This window comes from Acinetobacter sp. KB005 (assembly GCF_049949095.1).
Lineage (GTDB): Bacteria > Pseudomonadota > Gammaproteobacteria > Pseudomonadales > Moraxellaceae > Acinetobacter > Acinetobacter calcoaceticus.
On record NZ_CP188190.1, the window covers coordinates 1 to 25893 of the forward strand.

Below are 25893 nucleotides of genomic sequence, written 5' to 3' on the forward strand. Positions count from 1 at the left end.
ATGTTCTCTTAGACTTTGTATAACTGTGGCTTTATATTCATCAAAATCTATTTTTTTATTATCTTTAAAAGAATACTCATCAAAAAGTTGATAGTAAAAGTTTAAGAATTTTTCTTCTCCATTTAAATATTTATCCAAGCTATTATTTTTCAATGAGATGTCATAGCAAATGATATTCGATTGATCAGCTTCTACTTCTGAAAGCCAATGATCAAAAATAGAAATAGAAATGACCGTGTCCCACATAAATTTACTCAAATTACTAGAATTTTATAAGGATACATTAAGAGCTTTTCAGTAAAGTTGAAACCAAGGCTTCTTTGGCTTAGCCCCAATATATGCAGGACTAACTTTAATTGGTTCCTGACCTTTTTCACATTCTTGAACACCCCACTCACTAGGGCGAAAACGCGCATTTGGTCCATCGGGTTCAGGTTTACCAAATTCTTTTCCAATATCATAATCAATTAGTGGAATTTCAAGTAACACTATGTCTCCACGAGCACAGGCGATTTTAGGACGCTTTGTGTCGTAAACCCATTTACCATAACCATTTTCTTCATTAGGATCAAAGCGCATGACTGGACCTATTTGCTGATCCCACGCCAATTCCATTCGAGGAGGCTCCATCGCAGTTACCCACATTCCTGCGACTTGTACAGGATGAGGGAAACGTACAGCCTGTAATCCACGTAAACTCAGGGGTAATTGTGGCTCACCGTTGTCAAAAGCATCGTAACGACTAATTAAGCTCCCTTTGGGAATCAACAGTTCGCCATATTGTGCATCTTGAGATAAAACGAAATGACTACGACTTTCCTTGTAATGCTCTTTAAGTGCGATCTCATACTTTACCGATGCAGTCATATAAAATAAATAACCTGCCCATAGGTCACATATCAATGCCAATAGCATAATGAATAATGTCTTTTTAGAAAAAAACCTCACAGGCTTTTGAGCCTTATCTCGCCAAAAGAATAGTGCTTTCACCAATAGGCCTAGTGTTAGTACAACACCAATCAATGGAGTAATAAATAACAGAAAAATTGCAAAAAGAGAGAATGGTTGTACAGGTATCATAATTTTTAAATCTTTAATTTCATATTTTTCTTAGGCGGGCCGCTAAGAAAATTGTATATATGTATATTAAAAAATAGAAATGATTAGTCAACAAATTAAGTTGTTACAATACGAAAAAGATAAATCTTTTTGATGTTTAAAAATATATTAAATATATAATTAAAAGCTTATATAAACTTGCAAAAAATTAAATTTAAGAATGCTGTTAAAGTTTTTTATTTAAATTTTATTTTATAAACAATAAACTCCTTAACACTTCTATCAGGAACAATGAGTCATGGAAAAACAAGATAATATATCAATTGCTCATAGATATCTTTCTAATACCATTTCTAAAGTAACAAACCAGCCCACACATGAGCTAAAAAACAATAATCCTGTCGAAAATGAAAACTCTTTCTTCTTTGTACATGATTTTGGTACTTATGAATTAGAAGCCAAATTCAATTATTGTGATGGTTTTCCAGAAAAAATAGCTTTACTTATACATGGAGGCAACTCTGACTTAAGCTCTTTAGGTCCTTTAGAATATCTACTTAGAAGGGAAAATATTGGAACTCTTTCATTTAATTTAAGTGGGTTAAATAGTACCAGTAAAACAAAATCATCGTTATCTCAAAATATAAATGAAAGTATTGCTTTTTACAGTCTCTTAAAAAAGGTGGATATTGTTATTGGATATAGTTTGGGTGGTTATATTGCAATAAATTTAGCAAAAAAATTTCAAATAGATCAATTAATTTTATTATGTCCAGCTATATATTCAGATCAAGCAGTAAACAAAATTTATGGAAATGAGTTTAAGAATGAAATTTCTAAACCTTATAGTTTTTATTCATCATCAATTTGGCATTTTTTAATGGAGTATAAAAGAGAAGTATTAATAGTATATGGAGAATTGGATGGAGTAAAAACGGATGATGGAAAGTCGAAAGGATTTTATGAAATTAATGGTATGACTCAGTATTCTCCAATTCCCTATGAGATAGTCCAAACATTTAAAAAAATTTCTATCCGAAAAGCTAACTTTAATTTAATAATTGAGAAAAATAAAGATCATTACCTCTTAAAAAATATAAAAACTTATAATATTAAAAAAAATATTGATTTCTCAAAAAAGACAGACTAGTCTGTAGCGGAATTTTCAAGCATAATAAATTATCCATGAATCAAATAGTTAAGAACTTAGAAACTTATCATCTTCACCTTTCTTCCGAGATTTCTCATTTAATTAGTGAAATGTCATATGAGTTGGCGTTATTAGGAGGCCCAGATTCTTTATATGTTCAAGAAAAGATTCTGGCTTTTAAGGAAATACTAAGTGCAAAGTTAAATTCATATGAAAAAAGTATGATAGAAAAATATATTCATAGAGAAATACCTTACCTAGTACTTGAAGGGTTAAATATTAAAAAATTAGATCGTAGTAAAATTGATATTACTCAATCAACTCAACTACCACCCCTTGAAATACTCGAAAAAGATATAGATATATTAACATTAGCTTCTTCTGAACAAATAATATTGGCACTCCTTGAGGAAGATGCTTTTGCATTTGATATTGATAATGTGGGTAAAATCGTTAGAGTTGTTGCAAACTTAAAAGGCGGTGGAGCTACAAAAATTGAAAATGAGAATCCTGATAAGAGTTCACATTCAGGTATAGAATTAACTGCACATACCGAAGCTCCTTACCATACAGTTACTAAAGTTGTTAACAATCATTCACCAGCTCCTTCTTCCTTAATTTTGACAGCAAGATGGAATCCCTTAAATGAACCTACAAGTTTAATTCCAATATCAAGAGTATTAAGCCAGTTAACTATTGAAGAGATACTGGCTCTAACAACGGAAAGTTTTAATTTTACAAGAAGTGAAACATTTAACGAGGGCCAAGGATCTGGAGGAGAAAATGTTTCTATCCTAGAAGTAGATAAATATGGTTATAAAGCCATGAAATACAACTCCTATAGATTCACTCCAAATGAGAATACCTCTATAAAAATCAAAAATGCTTTTTATAAATTTGAATCAATTGTTCGAAAAACTAGTATTATTGATTCTATTAATTTAAATCCTAATACCGTTTTAATTATTAATAATAGTTTATGCTTACATTGTCGAGATACTATTAAAGATAACCGAAGAACATTAGTTCGTTTATTTGGTTATAGAAAAAATCTTGACTATATTGTACTGCAAAAAAATCCTCTTATTGTTAAAGGCTAATGAATTGAATTTTGAACTCCTACTTATCTTAGGCTTAGTGGCTATGGTAGCTGGATTTATTGATGCTATTGCAGGTGGGGGTGGCTTAATAACTCTGCCTGCTTTGCTTTTATCAGGGGTTCCTCCTGTAGCTGCAATAGCAACCAATAAATTGCAAGCTGCCTCTGCAACACTTTCAGCAACCATTAGTTTCGCAAGAAAAGGACTCATCGAGTGGCGTAAAGCAATCCCTATAGCTTGTATGTCTTTTTTAGGTGGAATATTAGGGGCACTTTCAGTTACCCTCATGCCTAAAAATGTACTTTTAATTATCGTTCCAATACTTTTAATTTTAGTAGCCTTATATTTTATTTTTTCACCAAAACTAAGCGATGTAGATAAGAAACCTCTTATTCCTTATTTTCTATTTGCACTTCTAGTCGCACCGTTACTAGGGTTTTATGATGGAGTTTTTGGTCCTGGGGTCGGTTCATTTTTCATAGTTGCATTTGTACTATTATTAGGTTTTAAGTTGGTGAGTGCCTTATCTTATACCAAGTTAGCAAATGTGGCTTGTAACTTAGGTTCTTTATCTATTTTCATCATTAAAGGATATGTCATTTTTCCAATCGCTTTAGTAATGGCTGGTGGGGCTTTTATTGGGGCTTCGATTGGCGCAAAATTTGCGGTAAGATTTGGATCAAGAGTGATTAAGCCTTTGTTAATATTGATAAGCTTATGTATGGCTCTAAAATTATTATTGGATCATAAGAACCCCATTTTCATATATTTTAGCCATTTCTTTTGATCTATTTATTACATTATTTGCATCTGAATAGCGTATTTTCTAGAGGCTCTTAAATCTGTTAAGAGCTCATTACTCTGAAATAGAACATACTATAGAAAAAGCTAAGCCCCGATTACCGAGACTTAGCTTTAAAATAATTTTAAATTAAAAATTACTTATTTGATGTCTGTAAACTCAGAAACAGGTTTGTTGACTTCAACTTTTGTACCTGCAAATTTTTCGCTCACAAACTTTTGTACTTTAGGTAAGTGGTAAAGTTCACCCAATTTCGTATAGATCGGGTCATTTTTATTCGCTTCAGCCACACCTAATAAGTTTACATAAAGCTTTGTAGACTGATCAATTGGCTCACGGAAGATAGAATCTTTCAGAACGTTTAAGCCGCCTTCAAGTGCCAATGTATTACCCAATACAATTGCATCAACGTCGTTTTTAACACGAACTGCTGTTGTCATTTGAATTGGTTTTAATTTTAAACCTTTAGGGTTTTCAGCAATGTCATTGGTCGTCCCTTTTACAGGGTCAAAGTCTGGTTTAAGTTTAATGAGTTTAGCAGACTGTAATAATGTTAATGCACGCGCTTCGTTAGCAGTATCGTTTGGAATCGCGATTGTAGCGCCTTGTTGGAACTCATCAACAGTTTTAACTTTATTTGCATAAAGACCCATTGGTTCCAAGTAAGTTGTCGCAATAGCAGCAACTTTAGCAGTATTTGAAGCGTTATAGGCTGCTAAATAGTTAAATGACTGAAACGCATTTACGTCTTGTTCGCCACTTGCTACAGATGTGTTCAACACAACGTAGTCAGTCAAGTTAGTCACTTCAAGTTTAATACCCGCTTCTTTAGTCTCAGGAAGCGTTGCAACATATTTCCATACGTCAGTGTCTGAACCTGTTGAAACAAGTTTAATTGTGCGTACTGACTCAGTTTTGTCATTAGCTGGTGCTGTATTTTCAGTTTGTGCAGGTTGTTTATTACATGCAGTCAGTGTGAGTACAGATGCGCTGAACAGGACACTAAATAATTTTTTCATAGATACATCCTAAAATGGGAAACGCCTACTCTACAAAAGAGCGAGGCATTCCCAACCATTGGGTCGAAATGCAATATTTGGCTGGAAGTAATTTCCAGATATATAAGGGTTTAGAAGCCTGAATTCAGCCTAATTTCTTCCTTGATATTGCTCGCTGAACAATAGACTTATGTTTTGAATCAGTTTCTAAATATTGGATCATCATATATCAATAAGTGAATATTCTACAAATAACTTGTTCGATTTTGATATATAGACACGCTCTTGGTAAGGCACTGATAATAAAAAACATATTATATAAATAAAACAGTTTTGATTAAAATATGTACTTATTTGATTTATATGAAATTTTCAGGATTTGTTAGCAATATTTAAGCTAACTATGGCGCTAATTTATAGGCTATGCATAAAAAAAGCCCCTGTTTTCACAAAGGCTTTTTAAATTAGTTAGTTAAGCTCAGTTTCAATTACTTATGAACCCAAGGCACAGCTGGTGAGCCAATCCACGCAGATTTAGCAGGAATATTTTCACCTTTCATCACTAAAGTTAAAGGTCCTAACACTGCATGGTGGCTAACATTGGCGTTATATAAAATAATACTACGTGAATTTACGACTACATCATTTCCAATATTCACTTGTCCAATTTTCATAATACGATCTTCAAACAAGTGAGTTTGTGGACCTGAAAAGCTATTAAATTCAGCACGGTCACCAATGCTTACACAGTCAAACTCAGTAATATCAGCCGTATCCATATAGACATCTTTACCAATTTGAACACCTAAAATACGCAAGAAGAATGGCAACATTGGCGTTCCTCTTAAGTAGTTTAAGAAGTTTGGAATCGCAACTGATTCATATAAGCTCGTGACTCCTTCACTTAACCATACAAACATGGTCCACATTGGCGCTGAACGCGGTTGATAACGACCAATTAAAGTCCACTTCATCAATGCAACAATAATGAAACAGCCGACACCATAGAGCAGTCCTGCAATGGTTAATGCTAATAGTCCTTTCGCTATGCCGTAGTTATTAATAACATCAATAACGTCTAATACAATCATATAACCTACGCCAATTGCGAGTGCAGCTGGCAATACAACGCGAAGGCCTTCAATAAAACCACGCATGAAACGGCGCTTGGCACTAGGTTTAAACGTTAAATGGTCAGGATATTTTTCAGCAGCTTCACGTGCAGGTAATAATAATGGCGGAGAACCAAACCAAGTTTGACCATCATACATTTCAAGGTTATCTGGTGTTTTTGATTGTACGCCAATTAAAACGTTATCTGGTAAAACAGTTCCATCAGCAATATAAGCACTGTTTCCGACAAAGCTACGGTTACCGATTTTGGTCGATTTTAATGTCATCCAACCGCCTTTGATCTCTTCATCACCCAACATTACCGCATCGGCAATAAAGCTTTCTTCCCCCAAAGTCAGCATTTCAGGAATAACACCATTTGCAGTAGAAATTTCGGTATTTTTACCTACTTTCGCCCCTAACATACGGAACCATGTTGGCGCATAAATCGTAGCAAACAGGCCGTGCAATGTTTGTAAGCTTGTTTCTAAAATTTGAGACGCAAACCATTTACGATAATAGGTGCTGCCATGAACAGCGTACGTTCCAGTCTCAAGACGAGGCAATGCAATTTTGCGTATTGCTGAAGAAATAACAGCAGTAATCATCATCATCATTGCACTAGCTGGAATCGCTAAAGCAAAATAATAAAGTGCGATTTGCAGGTGGTTATTCGGATTGATATTAAATACGTTTACATCTAACCAATCGACCAAAAGGAAACTTGGGAAAATTGGAATAAAGAAAAGACAAGCAATGATTAATGCACTAACACCATAATATCCATATTCAGCAATCTTACGAATAAACGATAATTTAGGACGTTCTGGCATTTTAGCGTGTTCATCTACATGCCCTATTTTCTTAGCTGGCGTACCATCCCAAATTTCTCCGGCTGGTACAACCGTGTCATATTCAATTGAAGTTAAGGCATTTACATGAGCTTGTTTTTCTAACACTGTATTTTCTTCTAATACAGCATATGAACCCACATAACTATCTTCTTTAAGATGAATTGAACCCAACACCAAATGACCATGTTCGACTTTGGCATTTTCTAAATTCACTTGAGAGCCAATACTCACACCATCTTCAACAGTTAATAACGATGGCATACGAATATGAACTGAACTAATGGTGACATCATGTCCAATTTTTGCGCCCAGTGCTTTTAAATAGAGGTTAAGTAAAGTTGAACCTGACAATAAATAAACTGGTGAAATATTGCTAATACGGTCTGCTAACCACCAACGGAAATACGTCATTCCCCAAAGTGGATAACGTCCTGCACCAATGCCCAGCATTAATAATCGTTTCACCATAATTGAAAGTACAAAACTACTAATAATAACGCTGATATAAACCAATAGAGACAACAAGATCGCATACGGGATGCTGTCTCGGGTTCCACCTGTAAAATAGTGATAGGTAAAGAATGGTGCCAACCATTGCAAAATATTAATCGAAATTAAAACTGGAATGGTCGCAAGCTGTGCAATACCACATAACCATTTATAAGTTTGATTACGCGGGTTGTCTTGCCCAATCTGGCTATCAAATAACGTTGGCTCTGGTTGCTCCAACATTAAAGCTGCAATAGCCCCCACTCTTCGGGCTTGATATAAGCTTTGAATTGTAAGATGGCTATATTCTTGATGTTCACGCAGATTTGAAACTAAAACAGCGGCTAAAAGTGAATGCCCACCTAAATCATCAAAGAAATCCGAATCTAGTTTAATCGGCATGTTCGGAAACAAGCGGTTCAAAATTTCAAATAAAATTTCTTCGGCTGGATTTTGCGGCTGATCAGATTCACTACGGTCAATCACACTAGTAAGCGGTCTTGCTTTTAATGCCTTACGGTCAATTTTCCCAGATAATAAACGTGGTACTTCTTCAATAATCTCAAAACGATTCGGTACCATATAAGGTGGTAAACGTTGAGCTAGAGTATGACGAAGCTGCTTAATTTCTATCGGTTGTTTAGCATCAAGCTCAGGTGCAATAAAAGCAATAAGCTGATCAATTCCGTCTTCTTGACGTAGAATTACTGCTGCTGTGCCAATGCCATCAATATCACAAAGTGCCGCTTCAATTTCACCGAGTTCAACACGGAAACCACGGATTTTCACCTGATCATCAGCACGGCCTAGGCAGTGTACTTGACCAAATTCATCAATTTTTGCCAAATCCCCAGTACGGTAAAGCAACTCTTCATCCGCACTCATTGCCCAAGGGTTTTCAATAAACTTATCAGCCGTTAAATCCGGTCGCCCTAAATAGCCTGGTGCCACACTCGGACCGAAAATACAGAGCTCACCTGTTTCACCTTGAGGCAGTAATTCTCTTTCAGCGTTAATGACTAACATGCCATAGTTTGGTAAAGGTTTCCCAATCGTGACAGGTTTACCACGTTCTAACGGCTCAAGGCTTGCAGTAACCGTAGTCTCAGTTGGACCATAGGTATTAAACATTTGATGGTGAGGTAATGCCCAACGGTCAACGAGTGAATCTGGGCACATTTCCCCGCCTAAGTTGATAATACGTAAATTCGGTACATCTTCAGGGAATAAAGCCAGTAATGTTGGTACAGCATGCAATACTGTAATTTGTTCCTGCTTTAATGTTTGGCATAAACGTTCAGGGTCACTCACCAAGTTTTTTGGAGCAATCCATAATGTTGCCCCAACCAAATAAGAAAGCCAGATTTCTTCAAATGACATATCAAAAGCGACAGAAAAGCCTTGATAGACTTTATCTTGCTCTTGAATATCTAAAATATTATTTTCACTACGTAGAAAGTGACAAATATTTTTCTGGGTAATCACAATACCTTTCGGCTTTCCAGTTGAGCCTGAAGTATAAATAATATAAGCAGGTTGATCGGAGGTCGTTCTAGCTAAAGGAATATTTTCACTGAGTGGCTTTTGAAGTTCAGTATTTGTCCATTTGGTTTGTGGCACGTCAGCTAAGTGTTCATACCATTCATCGGTAGTAATCATCCCCACAGCTTCAGCATCTTCAAGACAAACTGCAATACGGTCGGCAGGTGTATCCATATCAAAAGGAAGCCACGCTGCGCCACTCAAACAAATCGCCAATTGGGCTTTTAAAAGCTCAATACCACGAGGTACCCATAACCCAACAATATGACCTGGTTTTATCCCTCTTATCGTCAAATGTTGAGCCATAATTAAGGCTTGCTGATATAACTCCCCATACGTCAACGTTTTATTTGCTTCAATTAAAGCTGTTTTATCTGAGAGATTTTGAGCAGTTTGAATAAAAATATCGGCGAGTACTTCATCTTGCAAAAATTCGGGATGAAATTTACCACGAATAATATTTTTCGAGCTTGTTACGCATTGGTTCATTTTTATAACTCTCTTTAAGTTTTTGATTTAACTTAAATACAGTCACGTTTGGATTTTTATGACTTATTAAAGAAATCAATTGTTAGGCAACAAATTAAAGAGTTGAACTTAAATGAAGATTAAAGATTTTATTTTAAGCGTAGAGAGTGAGTTATTAACTTAGAAGAACAATCGATTTTTATGACTTATAAATCAAACGGGAATGACAACAAGGAAAAATATAGGCACGTATTTTTATAAAAATTAAATAGCGTTATTCAAAATTGATATAAGCCAAGAAAATAAAAAAATAGGCATAAAAAAAAGCCCTCGTCATTAACAAGGGCTTTTTAAGAATTTGGCGGAAGCGGTGAGATTCGAACTCACGGAGGACTCACACCCTCGTCGGTTTTCAAGACCGGTGCATTAAACCGCTCTGCCACGCTTCCAACGAGCGCTATAATATAAACAAAAACACAAGTTGGCAAATCTTTTATTTAACTTTTAATTCAAACGCTCAAAATAAATACAAATTGCTTTAGTTTTCTGGGTTTTCACTCTTTTCATAGCGAATTGTATTGATATACCAAAGCTTTTTCCCAGATGGCGTATGCACTTCAATCTCATCATCGACTTCTTTGCCGAGCAGTGCACGGGCCATCGGCGATTCAATCGAAATATGCTGCGGGTGATGATCATAAATTTCATCAATCCCCACAATACGTAAAGTTTTTTGCTCACCTTCTTCGTTTTCAATCTCGACCCAAGCGCCAAAATAAACTTTACCGGCTTGCTCAGGGGAGTAATCAATGATTTTTAATTCTTCTAAACGTTTTCCTAAATAGCGTACTCGTCGATCAATTTTTCTAAGTAGCTGCTTGTTGTATTGATAATCTGCATTTTCACTGCGATCACCCAAGCTTGCAGCCCAATTCACTTTCTTTGTGATTTCTGGTCTTTCTTCATGCCAAAGTTGTTTTAATTCAGCAACTAATTTGTCATGCCCTGATCGGGTGATTAAGTTAGATTTCATGATTAAAAACCACTGTTCAACAACATATCGCTTACAAGATGTAGCATTTTATACCCTATTTTCTCATATCAGAAGTGTATAAATTTTCTTCCTTAAGAAATTCATGTGTTTATGATGATATATCGAAGATTTAATTGTACGAAATTTGACAATACTTTTTTTCAATACTATGATGCGCGCAGATTAAATGTTGAGCATTTTTTAACCTTTTAGAAAACTATGTAGATTTTCTACACAGTTTGTTTTTTTCATTTCATGTCATTTTGAATGACGTCATGACTGCCCACCCCTTATTGAATTTATCAACTTTTAAAAGTTATGGCAGCTTATTGTCTGACTTTTTGGGCATAAATTATCTGTAGCGGAGACAACATGCACAGTAATTCAAGTTCAGGGTCGAGGCTTTGCCTTAACTCTTTATTTTCTTCTCTCCCGTTAAAAGCACTTGCACTCAGTACTATGCTTTTTCCATTTCATAGTATTAATGCAGGAAAAACCCTACAGTACAATACTGTAGTAAATACAAACACTCTAACTGTTGTTGCGGTAGAAAGCCCGACAACCGTTTTCAAAGAAGATCAGTTTTTACATGGTTTTGGTTACGACTTAGCACGTAACTATGCACAAAGCCTTAATGTAAAGCTGGACTTTAAAATCGTGGCAGACAATGCCACTGCACTTAGATGGGTTCAGCAAGGTAAAGCAAACTTTGCAATGACGACCGCAGGTTTAAGTACCATCGAGAACAAAGGTTTAATGTCCTTTTCTGCAAGTTGTGGTGACACAGTCGATTTGCAAAAAAATGGGTTAAATCCTGAGTTAAGCTGGGTGTTTAAACAAGCTGATGACCCTCTTACCCAAACTGCTAGTGGCTTTGTATGCCAAAGTAAGCAAAATGGTGTAACCCAGCAACTTGCTTCTTTCTATAATCGTAATGTGGTGAAACCAGAAGCTTGGTCAACCATTCAGCGTGACTTAACGACGCGTTTACCGATTTATAAAGCGAGCTTTAAACAAAGTGCAGCTAAATATGATCTTGACTGGCATTTACTTGCTGCCATTGGTTATCAAGAATCATACTTAAAGCCAGAATCTGTTTCTCCCACAGGTGTTCGTGGCTTAATGATGCTGACCAATAGCACTGCTCGAGCAATGGGTGTAAGCAATCGTAGTGATCCAGCTCAAAGCATTCAAGGTGGCGCGAAGTATTACGACCAGATGCTAAGTGAATATGATGATATTCCCTTCCCTGATCGGAACTGGTATGCACTTGTAGCCTATAATATGGGACCTGGTGCGGTAAACCAGATTCAGAAGCGCTTGCAAGCACAAGGGAAAGATCCAAATCAGTGGGTTAATCTCTACAATTATTTGCAAAGTAATAAAGCGCGTAATGGTCGATATAAGCAAGCGGTTCAATATGTCACTCGTATTCGTGCTTATCTTGAACATATCAAAACGGCGCAAACACGAATCAATATCTAATTTTTATTGTTTAAAAGTTGATAAACTCATTGTTTGTATAAATAAAAAGCTTACCTCTATGGGTAAGCTTTTTATATGAATTCTTTGAAATTTAAGCTGTTTGCTCTAATACTTTCTTAAATAAATCTTTTTGTTCTTGGCTTGGCTTTGCTGTTTGTAAAGCCATCAATTGAGACATATCGCCTTGAACTTTAATTTTACCAGTCATGAATGCCTGCATAGCAGCAGCCATATCAAACTCTAAGAATACTTTACGTAAAGTTTCAGCATCCATGTTTAAAGTTGTTTTGGCATTTGAAGACAAACCTTTTTTGATTTTACCCCCATCTAAAGCTAATTCGGTATTTCCAGAAGCATCTGTAACTACTAAATTAATTGCCAAATTAGCAAGAGCAGGTGGCAAATTAAGATCCCCTGCTTCAGCAGTTAATTTTTCGACAGTAGCAAACCAATCTTCAGTTAAAAATGCAGGCATGATTCTTCCTCAAATTTATTTGTTCAATTTCTCTAGTTGCCTATCCAGACAACATCATGTGAAGCAATTCTGCTTGAGCGTTGTTATAGCATGTAATTTAAATTTAGGGCTATGACTTTTTGTACGGAACATTCATTTTTTAGTATTTTGATACATTAAAGGCACTTGTTTATAAAGTGCCTTTAATTGACTTATCAAGTAGTTTTACTCAGCAGCAAAACTTAAGTTCACAACATCTAAGCGATTCTTAAGCTCTTCTGGATCTTTAAAATCCAGCTCGCGCTGAGAATCTAGGGCTTCGAAGTCAAACAGTTCACGGTCCGCTAATTGAGACGGAGATACGTTTTGTAACGCACCAAAAATGCTGTGTAAGCGTTTCGGATATTGTTTATCCCAGTCACGTAGCATTTCATTCAGCATGGCACGCTGTAAGTTTTCCTGCGAACCACAAAGGTTACATGGAATGATTGGGAACTGACGCAACTCGGCATATTTGATGATGTCTTTTTCTTCAACATATGCCAATGGACGAATCAGAATATTCTTTTTATCTGATGATAAAAGCTTTGGAGGCATCGCCTTTAAACTACCACCATGAAACAGATTTAAGAAGAACGTTGCAAGAATGTCATCGCGGTGATGTCCTAAAGCAACTTTAGTCGCACCAATTTCTTGTGCAAAGCCATACAAAGAACCACGGCGTAAACGGGAACATACTGCACAGTAGGTTTTACCTTCCGGTGTTAAACGCTTAGTAATGGTATAGGTGTCTTTTTCTAAAATGTAATATGGAATGTTATTTTCTTCCATATAACGAGGTAAGACATCTTCAGGAAAGCCTGGTTGCTTTTGGTCAAGGTTAACCGCAACAACATCAAAATTGATTGGTGCAATACGTTTAAACTGCAACATGATATCGAGCAAGGTATAACTGTCTTTACCACCAGACACACACACCATGACCTTATCGCCCTCTTCAAGCATATTGAAGTCACGAATAGCATGCCCAACTTGACGGCGAAGCTTCTTGAGCAAACGGTAATAGGCCGAGCTTGTTGGAAGTTCAGGCTTAAAATTAAATCCCTGATTAGACTCAACTGGCGCGTACATAGACGAGATATACCCATAAATAAAAATACCGCGCAATTTTATATGATTCGGACGAGAATCGCATCAAAAGAATAGTTTCAATTCTTGAAGTCGTCACATTGCTCCTGCATGATGCAAAAGTCGTGTTCTATTTTGACTAGCGCGTTCAAAATTTGTGCAAAGTGCTTACTTTTTGGACTTTTCCACAGTTTTCCACAAAACCTGTGGATAAAATTGTGGATTTCTTCGTACTTGACAAACTGTTTAGACCTTCTGTTAAGGGTTTTATTTAAATTGATCATTTTTTAACCAATGTTTTTTACCTTTAAATATCAACATGTTAGTCAAGTCAATAGAATCATTTTAAAAATAATTTTTAATTTTTTTTGATGAGCATTCGAACAAAACAGCTTGATTTTTTGAAAGAGTCGAAATAAAAAAAATTACACAAAAGTTCTTTCTGTAATATTTTTTGATAAACTCTTCGACAAGTTTTGAATATCTTAAAATTGTGAATAACATAAAATGAAAAAACCGGTTCAATTTCTTTTTTCTTGTTTACTGGGGATGACCACTTTTTCGGTCGGCATAACGTCGACTTCAGCAGGCCAAATGTATATTTACCAAGATAAAAATGGTAGTACATTGCTGACGAATCGAAAAAGTTATGATCAATCACTTAAAAAAGTAAAAGTGACCTATTACCCTGACAGTAATATTCATAGTTATACGAACTGGGGAGCTTCAGAGGCCTCTGTTCTACCAAGCTACAATAAAAATAAAAATGCTTTTGACCACATTATTAAACAGGCTGCACAGCAACACGGCGTATCAGAAGGCTTAATTAAGGCCGTCATGCATACCGAGTCAGGATTTAATGTAAATGCTCGCTCTCCAGTCGGGGCGCAAGGTCTTATGCAGCTTATGCCTGCGACTGCACGTCGATTTAACGTGACCAATGCCTTCGATGCTCAACAAAATATTTTTGCAGGTGCAAAATATTTAAGCTGGTTGCTCAAGCGTTTTCGTGGCAATACACAAATGGCTCTTGCTGCTTATAATGCAGGTGAAGGTAATGTTGATAAATACGGCGGTATTCCACCTTTTCGTGAAACACAAGATTACGTGCGCCGTGTAACCAGTCGATATCAAAACTTGTATTCATCTGGTTCAGGTTTTTCATCTTTTACTAATTCTTCTAATACTTCAGCGCAAGTATCTTCTCAGTCTTCTAATTTAACGGAAAACACAACAGCTCAAATAGCTGCGCCAGCACCTAAATATTCTTCTTCTCGTCAAATTGTGACTTTATCTAATGGGACATTTACTGATGCGCCTACGGGTACTTATGTCACGAACAACGCCACTGCTATTGCACATATTCGAATTGAATAAAAACTTTTACTGACGGATCTATTTCGTCAAATTTCTGTGCTTTAAATTGTAAAGATCTATTACCTGATCCTTACCATTTAGGCGAATTTAGCCAATAATTCTTTAAATTTAGGTACATTCTACTTCGTGAAAGAATGTATCAATTCCTTATTTTTTTCTTGAATTTTTCCCTTAAGCCCCGCATATTAGCTGCATGATTTAGAATTTGTAAATCAGATAACATTTTATTTATAAGAGGGTTTTCTCAATGATGCGGATTGGTTTGTTTTTGCTTACCAACCTCGCGGTACTGGTTGTAGCTGGCATTATTTTGTCACTCTTCGGTGTCGGTAGTTACCATGGCGCGGGTGGCTTGAATCTAGGCAACCTTTTAGTGATCTGTTTTGTGTTTGGTATGGTGGGATCTTTAATCTCGTTATTCATGTCAAAATGGATGGCTAAGAAAACGACCGGTACAGAACTGATCGACCCGAATGCTCCTCGTAACCAAGCTGAAAGCTGGTTATTGCAAACAGTCGCTGAACTTTCTCAGCGTTCTGGTATTAATATGCCAGAGGTTGGTATTTTTCCATCATATCAATCCAATGCCTTTGCAACAGGCTGGAATAAAAATGATGCCTTAGTTGCCGTTTCATCTGGTCTACTTGAGCGTATGAATAAAGATGAGCTCCGTGCTGTGCTTGCGCATGAGATTGGTCACGTTGCGAATGGTGACATGGTTACCCTAGCACTCATCCAAGGTGTCGTGAACGCCTTTGTTATGTTCTTTGCTCGTGTAGTCGGTGACTTTATCGACCGTAATGTTTTTGGTCGTCAAGATGATGAAGCACCGGGTATGGGTTACTTCGTTATTACCATGGTATTAGATATTGTCTTTGGTATTCTCGCTTCTGCGATTGTGATGTGGTTCTCTCGTTATCGTGAATATCGTGCTGATGAAGCCGGTGCGCGTTTAGCAGGTAAACAAGCAATGATTTCTGCATTATTACGTCTACAAGCTGAGACAGAAATGCCAGATCAAATGCCAAAAGAAATGAAAGCTTTCGCGATTGCGGAAGGTAAAGAACAAGGTTTCAGCTTAGCTGCTTTGTTCCAAACCCACCCAACAATTGAACAACGTGTGGCAGCTTTACATCAATTAGATTGCCCATAAAACGTTTAACGTGAAGAAATAAAGCCTCCAATCGGAGGCTTTATTTTTATTACATTGATTGATAAAAGCTCCACAGATAACTTGCTCCCCACCAAACAGCCAAGCCAATTAATAGTAGTACAAAAGCACCTAATAAATCGGGTATATGTAACCATATCCAACTCACCACAGGATTACGCCAGAAGGCTGAGTGCTGCTGCTTCTTTTCAAGCTTTTCATGTAAATATGGATGAACGACATGAATATCACTTTGAATCGCATATTCTTCACGTATGTGCGTATGCACCACATCTAATGCTTTTCTACTAGGTCGTATAAATATATCAAAAATAGTTCCTGCAACTGGAACAAAGCCCACTACAGCATCTACAACTGCCAGTTTAATGACTGGAGTTAATTTATATTGGGGTACACCAATCTGTTTAGCCTTATAAATGGCATAGCACGTCAGCGCGAAACCAGCAACATCACCAGCAATTGGAATCGTACTTAATGCAGCATCGGCACCAATACCCTGCTTTGTAAAAGGAATGCGAACTGCGCTGTCCATCATGGTGGCAAACTTGGCAAGGTCTCGTTCTAGTGCGATGACCTGCTGCTCTGTTAATTTTTTTTCTTGAGGCATCTAAATCAAATACACTAAGGAAAGTTAAACTTAATATACTTGATTTAATGCCTCTTTTTAAAATAGTTTGCTTTTAACTAGAAGCTTTCGATCTAAACAATGAACGAAGCAACACGTACATCACTGGAATAAAGAATAAAACCAGCACAGTACCAAACATAACACCACCTAAAATACTAATACCGATTTCTTGGCGACTCACAGCCCCTGCGCCTTGAGCAAAGACCAAAGGGATTACTCCAGCACCAAAGGCTAAGGAAGTCATTAGAATGGGTCTTAAACGCAAGCTAGCACCTTCTAAAGCCGCTTGAATCGCGTTCTTACCCTTTTCTTGAGCCAAGGCTGCAAACTCAACAATCAAAATTGCGTTTTTGCACGATAAGCCAATCGTGGTTAACATTGCGATTTGGAAATACACGTCATTTGGCAGTCCAAAAATATAAGAGAAAATTACACTTCCCCCTACGCCAAGCGGAATTGATGTCATCACAGCGGCTGGAATGCTCAAGCTTTCATATAGAGCTGCTAAACACAAGAAAATAAAGCCCGCTGAAATTAAATATAACCAGACGGCCTGATTAGTCGACTTCTGTTCTTCAAAAGATAAACCTGTCCACGCTAAACCCACATCCTTTTGCTGATTTACGAGTTGTTCAACATCTTTCATTGCCTGACCTGAACTGCTGCCACTCGCAACATCTGCCTGTAGCTGTAAAGCACTATATCCCATATAGCGTTTTACGATTTCAGGAGCTCCGCCCCAGCTAAAGTTAGCAAATGAACTAAAAGGCACCATTTCATTTTGGTTATTACGTACAGACCAGTTATATAAATCTTCTGGTTTCGATCTGAACTCAGCATCACCTTGAATCATGACACGCTTAATACGACCACGGTCAATAAAGTCATTCACGTAAGTCCCACCCCACGCACTCGACAGAGTGTTATTAATCGCAGGGAGTTCTAAGCCATTTGCTAATGCTTGTTTCTGGTCAATTTTGATATTTAGGTTTGCTTTACTATTGGTTGATTGCTTATCAAAGTTTTCAAAACTTGAGTAGCTTTTGCTCTGTGTTTGCAACTGACGGAAGGTGCTATCTAGAAAATCTTGCCCCTGCCCATTTAAATCTTGAATCCATAAATCCATACCATCAGTTTGACCTAGACCATTGACCGAAGCAGGTAAAGTCACATTGATTTGAGCATTATTAAAACGGCTAAAATATTTCATCGCACGCTTTTGTATAGCGTCTGCCGAATCATCTTTTCCTGTACGCACATCCCATGGTTTTAAAGCAATAAATCCTTGTGCCAAGTTCTGTCCTGTACCCGAGTAATTTCGGCCATAACGGATTAAAACTAAGTCGACATTTTTATCTTCTTGAGTCAGGAAATATTGACGAACTTGTTCACCAATTTTCTGACTTTGAGAAATTGGGGCACTATCCACAAGCTTAATTTGAACACTTAAAATGCCTTGATCTTCTTTAGGAATAAATCCACTTTTTAAACCACTATAGAACAGTGCGAAAACAGCAATCAAAGCCACAAAAATCACAACAACCGATTTACTGTAACGAATGCTTGTTTGTACGATCTTGATATATTGATTTTTAAGTTGATCAATTTTTTGGTTAAACCAAACCGCCCAACGCATAGGCTCAGGGTTAGGTTTTAAAATTAGGGCACACAAAGCAGGTGTTAGGACTAGGGCAACGACGAGCGATAACGCCATAGCGGCAACTAAAGTAATAGAAAACTGGCGGTAAATAACCCCAATTGAACCACCTAAAAAAGACATTGGAATAAAAACCGCAGTTAAAACCAATGTAATCCCAATTAAGGCACCACTAATTTCTCCCATCGACTCAATGGCTGCTTCTTTCGGTGTTAAGTGCTGTTCATGCATGAGCCGTTCAACGTTTTCCACGACTACAATTGCATCATCAACTAACAAGCCGATGGCGAGCACCAGTGCAAATAAAGTTAAGGTGTTAATACTAAAACCAAGCACATATAAGACAGCAAAAGTTCCTAAAATAACAACCGGCACAGTAATACTCGGAATGAGTGTAGCGCGCCAGCTTTGTAAAAATAGGAACATCACCAAAATAACGAGAATAATCGCTTCAATAAGCGTCTTCACTACTTCCTTAATCGACTCTTGAACAAACGGCGTGTTATCTCGTGGATAAACAATTTTATATCCGGCTGGTAACTTGCTTGTAACCTGATCTAGAGTTTGATGAATAAGCTTAGAGGTTTGAATTGCATTCGCACCTGAAGATAACGAAATACCTAAACCAGCAGCAGGATAGCCATTAATGGTATTAAAAGACTGATAATTTTCTGCACCCAACTCAACTCTGGCAATATCTTTTAAATAGACATAGCTCGCTGTTTGATTTGCTTTTACTACAATATTTTTAAACTCTTCAACTGTTTTTAGTCGAGAACCGGCTGTAACTTTCGTATTTAAATATTGCCCATCGATAACAGGTAAATCACCAATCGCACCTGCGGCCACCTGTGTATTTTGAGCGGTGATTGCACTGGCAACATCACTTGGCATTAAATTATATTGTTTTAATTTATCGGGGTTTAGCCAGATTCGCATTGCATATTGCGAACCAAAAACATCCGACTCGCCTACCCCTTCAATACGGTTCAGGTCATCTACCACATGCGTAGTTAAGTAATCCGATAGCTCAATATTGCCTGATTTACCTGTCGAGTCATATAAACCTACCACCATAAAAGTATCGCCGAGTGACTTACTTACCGTCACCCCTTGGCGTTGCACTTCATCGGGCAAACGTCTTATGACGCCACTAATACTATTTTGTACTTGTACCTGTGCCGTATCAGGATTTGTTCCATTATCAAAACTAATCGTAATTCGGCTACGTCCAGATGAGTCACTGGTCGAACTGAAATAAAGTAAGTGATCTATACCCTGTATTTGCTGTTCTAAAATCTGAGTAACACTTTGCTCAACCGTTTGTGCATCTGCCCCACTATAACTTGCCGATACTGTAATTTTTGGAGGGGCAATATCAGGATAACGTTCTACGGGTAAATTCAGCACCGAGAAAATACCAAATGCCATAACAATAATTGCTAGTACACTGGCAAAAATAGGGCGCTGAATAAAGAATTTAGATAGCATGGCTGCTCAGAATTAAGTCGTCAATTAACAGGTGGCAATACCGAATTCGGCATCTTGATCATCAACGAGCGATATATAAAAGACAAGTAGAATTAACACAATAAATGCAATTAAGACAAAAACAAAGCCAGAATGGGCATTTCCTACAAACCCATAAACAAGGTTTTAACAAGTGTCACTAAAAATTCATGAATTCTTCATGATCATGTCAAGTTCAATCGGGAGACTAGTTTCGTTTAGACTAAAACAATATGAGTAGAATTATGTTTAAAAAAGCAATTTTATGCTTAAGTTTAATTAGCTTAGTTGGTTGTAATGACGATGATAAAACTGAAAACACACCAACTACGCCAGAATATCAACTTCCTAAAATTCTAGTAGTAGGACACCGTGGCGCTAGCGCTTTACGTCCAGAACACACTTTAGCTTCATATCAAAAAGCCATAGATGATGGTGCAGATTTTATTGAACCAGATCTAGTATCCACAAAAGATGGTGTATTGGTTACTCGCCATGAAAATGAGATTGGCGGCACAACCAATGTAAGTACCTTAAGCCAGTTTGCAGACCGTAAAATAACAAAAAATATTGATGGTAAAGACTTAACTGGTTGGTTTACAGAAGACTTCACTTTAAGTGAATTACAGCAACTTAAAGCGCGTGAACGTATTCCTGAGTTCCGACCGGCAAACACAGCTTATAATGACCTTTACCCTGTCCCAACTCTAGAACAAGTGATTGAGCTGGCTGAAGCAAATTATAAGAAAACGGGAAAAATTATTGGTTTATATATTGAAACCAAACATCCTACTTACTTTAAAAATCATAATCTGGCAATGGAAGATGCCCTTCTTAAAACATTAGCCAAATATAAATATACGCGTGATATTGCGCCTGTTTATTTACAGTCTTTTGAAGTGAGTAATTTAAAATATTTAAAAGATCAGCTCGACCTTCATAAAACGATTAAACACGCACAAATCATTCAACTATATGATGCTAAGACTTCACAACCAGCCGACTTTGTTGAATCTGGAGAAACTAAAACTTATGCCGATTTAGCCACAGCACAAGGTTTAAAAGACGTGGCTAAATACGCAAACGGTGTAGGACCAAGTAAAGGCTATATTCTTAACTTTAATAACAATGGCTCAGTTCAAAAGACTTCATTTATTTCTGATGCACATACGGCTGGCTTAAAAGTACATCCTTATACTTTCCGTCCAGAAAATAACTTTCTACCAACATCTTTAAAATGCAGTCAAGATAAACCAGCTGAGCGCTGTCCAACTGGTGCTTTAAAAGAGTTTGAAGCATATTTCAAAGCGGGCGTTGATGGCGTCTTTACAGATGACCCAGCATTGGGCCGTGAAGCTGTTATTAATTATGAAAAAGCCGCAAAATAATTAAAGTTTTTAATAAAAAAACAGGGCAATAAATGCCCTGTTTTTTTATTTCTCTACGACATTATCAAAATAGAGCGGGATCCACTGATATTGCTCAGCATTCACTTTATAAACATGACCAATGCCTGGGAATGGTAAATGTGGTGCTGCGACCCACTGCTGTTTATTTGAAATTTCAGCGAACATTTTTAAACGGGTATTAATCGCCTGCTCAGAATTCACATCAAAATCCACTCCTGTTTTTGGAGCATCAAACTGCAAAGAATGTGAGTGAACGATGTCTCCAACAAAAATGATTTGCTGATCATTACTCTTTAAGCGAAAGCTGTGATGACCAGGCGTATGGCCACGCGTATCGATCACTTCAAAGCCTTGAATAACATCACCATCTTTAAATGTCTTGAATGCTTTTTTTGCTTGATATGGAGCAAGAGCAGTTTTTACGTTTTTCACAGTACCTAAATAGCTTTCTTTTTTATCTGTTGGCACTGTTTTTTCAGAAGCTGGATTTAACCAATAATCAGCCTCGCGTTCATGTGCATAAACGGTTGCATTTGGAAATACAGCTTTTCCATTTTGAGCAATACCGCATACATGGTCTGGGTGTAAATGTGTGAGCAATACTGTTTTTACATTTGCAAGTTGATAACCTGCCAATTCAATATTTTTTGCAATCGAGCCAAGCTGTGGACCAAAGCAGCTTGCTGCGCCACTGTCTACAAGCGTCAAACTTTTACCATCGTCTACTAAAAATGCATTGACTGAAGTTTGAATCCCCTTCTCATTCACAGCAGCATATTTAGTTAATATTTTAGTTTTCTGAGTCTGATTTAAGTTTTTAAACAAGTTAGGATTCAGATAAATCGTGCCATCAAGTAAAGAGGTTACACGGTATTTGCCAAATTGATGCTTATAATAACCCGGTACTTGTTGGGTGGGAGCTTGCTCTGCATACGTTGCATGCATGCTACAAAATGCAAGACCCAAAGCTACACATAATTTTTTCATCTCTTCTTCTCTATTCAGTTATAAAGTCAAAATCTTTAAAAAAGATTTAATAATTTTTTAAGACCCAAATTGTATAATGCATGAAATGTGTCAGAAATATAAGTAAATGAATAGCTATTCTCCTTATAAGGGCAAAACTGGTCTTAAGCGTATATTAAATGCAACGGGCTACTCTATTTCCGGATTTAAAGCAGCGTATAAAAATGAGGCAGCTTTCCGTCAAATTGTTTTTATTAATCTTATTTTAATTCCAGTCAGTTTTTTTCTTGATGTAACCCGCAGTGAACATGTCTTACTCATTATTGTATGTTTGTTTGCAATGATCGTTGAACTGTTCAATTCAGCTATTGAAGCAGTGGTTGATCGAGTTTCTCTTGAAAAACATCAACTTTCTAAAAATGCAAAAGATATGGGAAGTGCTGCTCAATTTGTTGCACTTTCTATTATTGCCATTACATGGTTGTTCATTTTATTAGGATAAAAAAAACCATGCTTATAAGTAAATAAGCATGGCTGTAACAAAGAGGAACTTCTAGCTGCTGTTCCTGTTTTTTAATATAAGTCATTGAACTTAACGATTTCTTAAAATCACGTAAAATAAAAAATCCCTGCATTTGCAGGGATTTTTTTAGTTAAAGCGCTGATGTGTTATTACATCATGCCGCCCATACCACCCATACCGCCCATATCTGGAACAGCTGGTTTATCTTCTGGAATGTCAGTAATCATACATTCTGTAGTTAACATTAAACCAGCTACAGAAGCAGCGTGTTCAAGTGCAGAACGAGTTACTTTAGCAGGGTCAAGAATACCCATTTCTAACATATCGCCATATTCGCCAGTTGCAGCGTTATAACCGAAGTTACCTTCACCAGCTTTAACTGCATTAATCACTACAGATGGCTCATCACCTGCGTTTGAAACGATTTGACGAAGTGGAGCTTCGATCGCACGGCGTAAAATGTTGATACCCGCAGTTTGATCTTCGTTAGCACCTTTTAGGTTGTCTAATACATTTACAGCACGTACTAGCGCAACACCACCACCAGCAACAACACCTTCTTCAACTGCTGCGCGAGTTGCATGAAGTGCGTCGTCTACACGGTCTTTCTTCTCTTTCATTTCAACTTCAGTTGCCGCACCGATTTTAATTACAGCAACACCGCCAGCTAATTTAGCAACACGTTCTTGTAATTTTTCACGGTCATATTCTGAAGAAGATTCTTCAATTTGAGCACGGATTTGTTGAACACGCTCAGCGATTGCAGCTGCATCACCAGCACCATCAACAATCACAGTGTTTTCTTTAGAAACAGTGATCTTGTGTGCAGTACCTAAATCTTGAAGAGTCGCTTGTTCTAAAGACATACCAACTTCTTCAGAAATAACAGTTGCGCCAGTCAAGATCGCGATGTCTTGAAGCATTGCTTTACGACGGTCACCAAAGCCAGGAGCTTTAACAGCACATACTTTGATAATACCGCGCATGTTGTTTACAACAAGCGTAGCAAGTGCTTCGCCTTCAACATCTTCAGCGATGATAAGAAGTGGTTTACCAGTTTTCGCAACTGCTTCTAAAACAGAAATCAATTCACGAATGTTACCGATTTTTTTGTCAACAAGGAGAATGAACGGGTTTTCAAGTTCAGCCGTTAATGTATCTTGCTTGTTTGCAAAGTACGGAGAGATATAACCACGGTCAAACTGCATACCTTCTACAACGTCTAATGCGTCTTCGAAGCCAGAACCTTCTTCTACAGTGATTACGCCTTCTTTACCTACTTTTTCCATCGCTTGAGCGATAAGTTTACCAACAGTAGTATCAGAGTTTGCAGAGATAGAACCAACTTGTTCGATCGCTTTAAAATCATCAGCAGGTTTTGCATTTGAACGGATATTTTCAACTACAGTTCTTACTGCGATATCGATACCACGTTTTAAATCCATTGGGTTCATACCTGCAGTTACAGATTTGATCCCTTCATTCAAAATTGCTTGAGCAAGTACAGTTGCAGTAGTCGTACCGTCACCAGCGATGTCGTTAGTTTTGCTAGAAACTTCACGAACAAGTTGAGCACCCATGTTTTCAAACTTGTCTTTTAATGAAATTTCTTTAGCAACAGTTACACCATCTTTAGTGATGTGTGGAGCGCCGAAAGAACGGTCAATAACAACGTTACGACCTTTAGGGCCTAAAGTTACTTTAACAGCATCTGCAAGTACGTTTACGCCTGCAATCATTTTTGAGCGAGCTGAATCACCAAATTTTACGTCTTTAGCTGACATATTAAACTCCGAATCTTTTTAAATACTGAATCTGATAATGGATTGAGTTATGGATTGATTAGCCTTCCAACACAGCTAAAATATCTGACTCTTTCATGATTAAGAGTTCTTCACCACTTACTTTCACTGTTGTACCTGCATAAGTACCAAACAATACTTTGTCACCAACTTTAACATCCAAAGCACGTACGCCATTCTCAGTGATTTGACCATTACCTACTGCAATTACTTCACCTTGCGAAGGTTTCTCTGCAGCAGAACCTGGAAGTAAAATACCACCAGCAGTTTTGGTTTCTTCTTCTACGCGACGAATTACAACGCGATCATGTAATGGACGAATGTTGCTCATAATTAACTCCACCAGACTAAGTCTTTTTGATTAATCGTTATTGCCATAATCCAGAGCAATAACAAAATATTTAGATGTCACTTTTGTGGGGATGAAAAAAAACGCTTCAAGGGGAAAATGAAAAAAAACTTATCTTTTTTGGTCGTTTTTTAACAGGTTGTGAAGAGTTTTTATTAAATTTAAAGCACAAAATAAAAGGGACTATTTTCATAGCCCCTTTTATTAAAAAAAATAACAATATTAAACAACAAGTTGTTGGTTATTTAACAATTCATCCAATGTTGTATTTACATGATTCAAAGTAATCAATGAAATACTACTAAACATTGTACCTTCACCGTCTCGGTCAAGACTAATAGTTGTGTTTCCAGCGTATTGTTCTACGCTAATAAATTTCGCCAATGTGCTCACATCTTTAGAATAGTCAATTAATAGTTCACTTAAATCGATTTTGTCAGCTTGGAGGTCAGTTCTTACATCACCTAAAGTAAAGTCTAATACCGTATCATGTCCATTCCCGCCAGTCGCATCTTGGCTATTTAGCAATTGAAACAAAATAGTATCAGCACCATCATTAGTCATATAGGTCTCGGTACCTTTCACGCCCATTCAAAATGTTATTACCAGAGTTACCTGTTAAAAGGTTATCTAAAGTATTGCCTGTTGCATTTAGATGAGCAGAACCAACCAACTCCAAGTCTTCAACATAACGACCACTTTCTATATTTGTCGACCAATCAGAATATCCAACCAGACTATAACTCACAGAGCTAATTATTTTATCGTGTCCACCAAAATCCGTATCTTTAAGTTCAGACCCAACTATTTGTGTTTCCGAATAACCA

At 37.1% G+C, this 25893-nt stretch carries 19 protein-coding genes, 1 tRNA gene and 2 pseudogenes; 8 read left to right on the plus strand and 14 right to left on the minus strand.

Going from position 1 to position 25893, the window contains the following annotated elements:
• Positions 1 to 246, minus strand: a pseudogene (locus ACPF64_RS00025) (hypothetical protein); the annotation flags it as partial.
• A gap of 48 nt (positions 247 to 294) precedes the next feature.
• Positions 295 to 1080, minus strand: a complete 786-nt coding sequence (locus tag ACPF64_RS00030; protein WP_426452829.1) for a hypothetical protein — start codon at positions 1078 to 1080, stop codon at positions 295 to 297.
• A 277-nt stretch (positions 1081 to 1357) separates the two neighbouring features.
• Here ACPF64_RS00030 and ACPF64_RS00035 point away from each other — a divergent pair, with 277 nt between their 5' ends.
• The 3 genes from ACPF64_RS00035 to ACPF64_RS00045 are packed head-to-tail and all read left to right on the plus strand — an operon-like array spanning position 1358 to position 4096.
• Positions 1358 to 2209 carry a YqiA/YcfP family alpha/beta fold hydrolase gene (locus ACPF64_RS00035; protein WP_426452831.1) on the plus strand — a complete coding sequence of 284 codons (852 nt, stop codon included), beginning with the start codon at positions 1358 to 1360 and terminating at the stop codon, positions 2207 to 2209.
• A gap of 35 nt (positions 2210 to 2244) precedes the next feature.
• The gene (locus tag ACPF64_RS00040) at positions 2245 to 3309 is read left to right on the plus strand and encodes a hypothetical protein (protein ID WP_426452833.1); all 1065 of its coding nucleotides are present in this window, start codon (positions 2245 to 2247) and stop codon (positions 3307 to 3309) included.
• A 43-nt stretch (positions 3310 to 3352) separates the two neighbouring features.
• On the plus strand, positions 3353 to 4096 hold the full coding sequence (locus ACPF64_RS00045; RefSeq protein WP_426452852.1) for a TSUP family transporter: 744 nt from the start codon (positions 3353 to 3355) through the stop codon (positions 4094 to 4096).
• Positions 4097 to 4251: 155 nt separating this feature from the next.
• On the opposite strand, the gene ACPF64_RS00050 is transcribed toward ACPF64_RS00045, so the two are convergent.
• The 4 genes from ACPF64_RS00050 to greB form a co-directional block, all read right to left on the minus strand.
• Complete coding sequence (locus tag ACPF64_RS00050) at positions 4252 to 5130, minus strand: MetQ/NlpA family ABC transporter substrate-binding protein (RefSeq protein WP_426452835.1); 879 nt, start codon at positions 5128 to 5130, stop codon at positions 4252 to 4254.
• Between the two features lie 467 nt (positions 5131 to 5597).
• The gene (posA, locus tag ACPF64_RS00055; protein WP_426452837.1) at positions 5598 to 9596 is read right to left on the minus strand and encodes a delta-poly-L-ornithine synthetase PosA; all 3999 of its coding nucleotides are present in this window, start codon (positions 9594 to 9596) and stop codon (positions 5598 to 5600) included.
• Between the two features lie 338 nt (positions 9597 to 9934).
• A tRNA-Ser gene (locus tag ACPF64_RS00060) sits at positions 9935 to 10024 on the minus strand.
• 89 nt (positions 10025 to 10113) lie between these two features.
• Positions 10114 to 10608: a transcription elongation factor GreB gene (gene greB / locus ACPF64_RS00065; protein ID WP_092709468.1), complete on the minus strand. Its 495-nt coding sequence runs from the start codon at positions 10606 to 10608 to the stop codon at positions 10114 to 10116.
• Positions 10609 to 10980: 372 nt separating this feature from the next.
• Between greB and ACPF64_RS00070 the strand changes: the two genes are divergently transcribed.
• Complete coding sequence (locus ACPF64_RS00070; protein WP_023274147.1) at positions 10981 to 12093, plus strand: transglycosylase SLT domain-containing protein; 1113 nt, start codon at positions 10981 to 10983, stop codon at positions 12091 to 12093.
• 91 nt (positions 12094 to 12184) lie between these two features.
• Here the strand turns inward: ACPF64_RS00070 and ACPF64_RS00075 are convergent, their stop codons facing one another.
• Both ACPF64_RS00075 and ttcA read right to left on the minus strand, forming a co-directional pair.
• Positions 12185 to 12568, minus strand: a complete 384-nt coding sequence (locus tag ACPF64_RS00075; RefSeq protein ID WP_003650124.1) for an SCP2 sterol-binding domain-containing protein — start codon at positions 12566 to 12568, stop codon at positions 12185 to 12187.
• 204 nt (positions 12569 to 12772) lie between these two features.
• Positions 12773 to 13678, minus strand: coding sequence for a tRNA 2-thiocytidine(32) synthetase TtcA (gene ttcA / locus ACPF64_RS00080; protein ID WP_003650120.1), 906 nt, complete (start codon positions 13676 to 13678; stop codon positions 12773 to 12775).
• Between the two features lie 504 nt (positions 13679 to 14182).
• Here ttcA and ACPF64_RS00085 point away from each other — a divergent pair.
• Positions 14183 to 15052, plus strand: coding sequence for a lytic transglycosylase domain-containing protein (locus ACPF64_RS00085; protein WP_215901093.1), 870 nt, complete (start codon positions 14183 to 14185; stop codon positions 15050 to 15052).
• 247 nt (positions 15053 to 15299) lie between these two features.
• On the plus strand, positions 15300 to 16205 hold the full coding sequence (gene htpX / locus ACPF64_RS00090; protein ID WP_003650116.1) for a protease HtpX: 906 nt from the start codon (positions 15300 to 15302) through the stop codon (positions 16203 to 16205).
• Positions 16206 to 16254: 49 nt separating this feature from the next.
• Here htpX and ACPF64_RS00095 read toward each other — a convergent pair whose 3' ends face one another.
• Together ACPF64_RS00095 and ACPF64_RS00100 are read right to left on the minus strand one after the other, a co-directional pair.
• Positions 16255 to 16830, minus strand: coding sequence for a DUF4112 domain-containing protein (locus tag ACPF64_RS00095; protein ID WP_426452842.1), 576 nt, complete (start codon positions 16828 to 16830; stop codon positions 16255 to 16257).
• Between the two features lie 73 nt (positions 16831 to 16903).
• Positions 16904 to 19999 carry a multidrug efflux RND transporter permease subunit gene (locus ACPF64_RS00100; protein WP_426452844.1) on the minus strand — a complete coding sequence of 1032 codons (3096 nt, stop codon included), beginning with the start codon at positions 19997 to 19999 and terminating at the stop codon, positions 16904 to 16906.
• A 263-nt stretch (positions 20000 to 20262) separates the two neighbouring features.
• Here ACPF64_RS00100 and ACPF64_RS00105 point away from each other — a divergent pair, with 263 nt between their 5' ends.
• Complete coding sequence (locus ACPF64_RS00105) at positions 20263 to 21405, plus strand: glycerophosphodiester phosphodiesterase (RefSeq protein ID WP_426452846.1); 1143 nt, start codon at positions 20263 to 20265, stop codon at positions 21403 to 21405.
• 45 nt (positions 21406 to 21450) lie between these two features.
• On the opposite strand, the gene ACPF64_RS00110 is transcribed toward ACPF64_RS00105, so the two are convergent.
• Positions 21451 to 22413, minus strand: a complete 963-nt coding sequence (locus tag ACPF64_RS00110; protein ID WP_426452848.1) for an MBL fold metallo-hydrolase — start codon at positions 22411 to 22413, stop codon at positions 21451 to 21453.
• Between the two features lie 106 nt (positions 22414 to 22519).
• Between ACPF64_RS00110 and ACPF64_RS00115 the strand changes: the two genes are divergently transcribed.
• Complete coding sequence (locus ACPF64_RS00115; RefSeq protein ID WP_056481643.1) at positions 22520 to 22894, plus strand: diacylglycerol kinase; 375 nt, start codon at positions 22520 to 22522, stop codon at positions 22892 to 22894.
• A gap of 170 nt (positions 22895 to 23064) precedes the next feature.
• Here the strand turns inward: ACPF64_RS00115 and groL are convergent, their stop codons facing one another.
• From groL to ACPF64_RS00130, 3 genes and pseudogenes are all read right to left on the minus strand, one after another.
• Complete coding sequence (gene groL, locus ACPF64_RS00120; RefSeq protein WP_005038745.1) at positions 23065 to 24699, minus strand: chaperonin GroEL; 1635 nt, start codon at positions 24697 to 24699, stop codon at positions 23065 to 23067.
• A 58-nt stretch (positions 24700 to 24757) separates the two neighbouring features.
• Positions 24758 to 25048 (minus strand): co-chaperone GroES, encoded by a 291-nt coding sequence (locus ACPF64_RS00125; RefSeq protein WP_002120604.1) that lies wholly within the window; start codon positions 25046 to 25048, stop codon positions 24758 to 24760.
• A 240-nt stretch (positions 25049 to 25288) separates the two neighbouring features.
• A pseudogene (locus tag ACPF64_RS00130) lies at positions 25289 to 25893 on the minus strand (type I secretion C-terminal target domain-containing protein); the annotation flags it as partial.

Excerpts from the sequence above, each read along its gene's own strand:
- ACPF64_RS00030 (WP_426452829.1), bottom strand. The coding sequence starts at position 1,080 with ATGATACCTGTACAACCATTCTCTCTTTTTGCAATTTTTCTGTTATTT.
- ACPF64_RS00035 (WP_426452831.1), top strand. The coding sequence starts at position 1,358 with ATGGAAAAACAAGATAATATATCAATTGCTCATAGATATCTTTCTAAT.
- ACPF64_RS00040 (WP_426452833.1), top strand. The coding sequence starts at position 2,245 with ATGAATCAAATAGTTAAGAACTTAGAAACTTATCATCTTCACCTTTCT.
- ACPF64_RS00045 (WP_426452852.1), top strand. The coding sequence starts at position 3,353 with ATGGTAGCTGGATTTATTGATGCTATTGCAGGTGGGGGTGGCTTAATA.
- ACPF64_RS00050 (WP_426452835.1), bottom strand. The coding sequence starts at position 5,130 with ATGAAAAAATTATTTAGTGTCCTGTTCAGCGCATCTGTACTCACACTG.
- posA (WP_426452837.1), bottom strand. The coding sequence starts at position 9,596 with ATGAACCAATGCGTAACAAGCTCGAAAAATATTATTCGTGGTAAATTT.
- greB (WP_092709468.1), bottom strand. The coding sequence starts at position 10,608 with ATGAAATCTAACTTAATCACCCGATCAGGGCATGACAAATTAGTTGCT.
- ACPF64_RS00070 (WP_023274147.1), top strand. The coding sequence starts at position 10,981 with ATGCACAGTAATTCAAGTTCAGGGTCGAGGCTTTGCCTTAACTCTTTA.
- ACPF64_RS00075 (WP_003650124.1), bottom strand. The coding sequence starts at position 12,568 with ATGCCTGCATTTTTAACTGAAGATTGGTTTGCTACTGTCGAAAAATTA.
- ttcA (WP_003650120.1), bottom strand. The coding sequence starts at position 13,678 with ATGTACGCGCCAGTTGAGTCTAATCAGGGATTTAATTTTAAGCCTGAA.
- ACPF64_RS00085 (WP_215901093.1), top strand. The coding sequence starts at position 14,183 with ATGAAAAAACCGGTTCAATTTCTTTTTTCTTGTTTACTGGGGATGACC.
- htpX (WP_003650116.1), top strand. The coding sequence starts at position 15,300 with ATGATGCGGATTGGTTTGTTTTTGCTTACCAACCTCGCGGTACTGGTT.
- ACPF64_RS00095 (WP_426452842.1), bottom strand. The coding sequence starts at position 16,830 with ATGCCTCAAGAAAAAAAATTAACAGAGCAGCAGGTCATCGCACTAGAA.
- ACPF64_RS00100 (WP_426452844.1), bottom strand. The coding sequence starts at position 19,999 with ATGCTATCTAAATTCTTTATTCAGCGCCCTATTTTTGCCAGTGTACTA.
- ACPF64_RS00105 (WP_426452846.1), top strand. The coding sequence starts at position 20,263 with ATGTTTAAAAAAGCAATTTTATGCTTAAGTTTAATTAGCTTAGTTGGT.
- ACPF64_RS00110 (WP_426452848.1), bottom strand. The coding sequence starts at position 22,413 with ATGAAAAAATTATGTGTAGCTTTGGGTCTTGCATTTTGTAGCATGCAT.
- ACPF64_RS00115 (WP_056481643.1), top strand. The coding sequence starts at position 22,520 with ATGAATAGCTATTCTCCTTATAAGGGCAAAACTGGTCTTAAGCGTATA.
- groL (WP_005038745.1), bottom strand. The coding sequence starts at position 24,699 with ATGTCAGCTAAAGACGTAAAATTTGGTGATTCAGCTCGCTCAAAAATG.
- ACPF64_RS00125 (WP_002120604.1), bottom strand. The coding sequence starts at position 25,048 with ATGAGCAACATTCGTCCATTACATGATCGCGTTGTAATTCGTCGCGTA.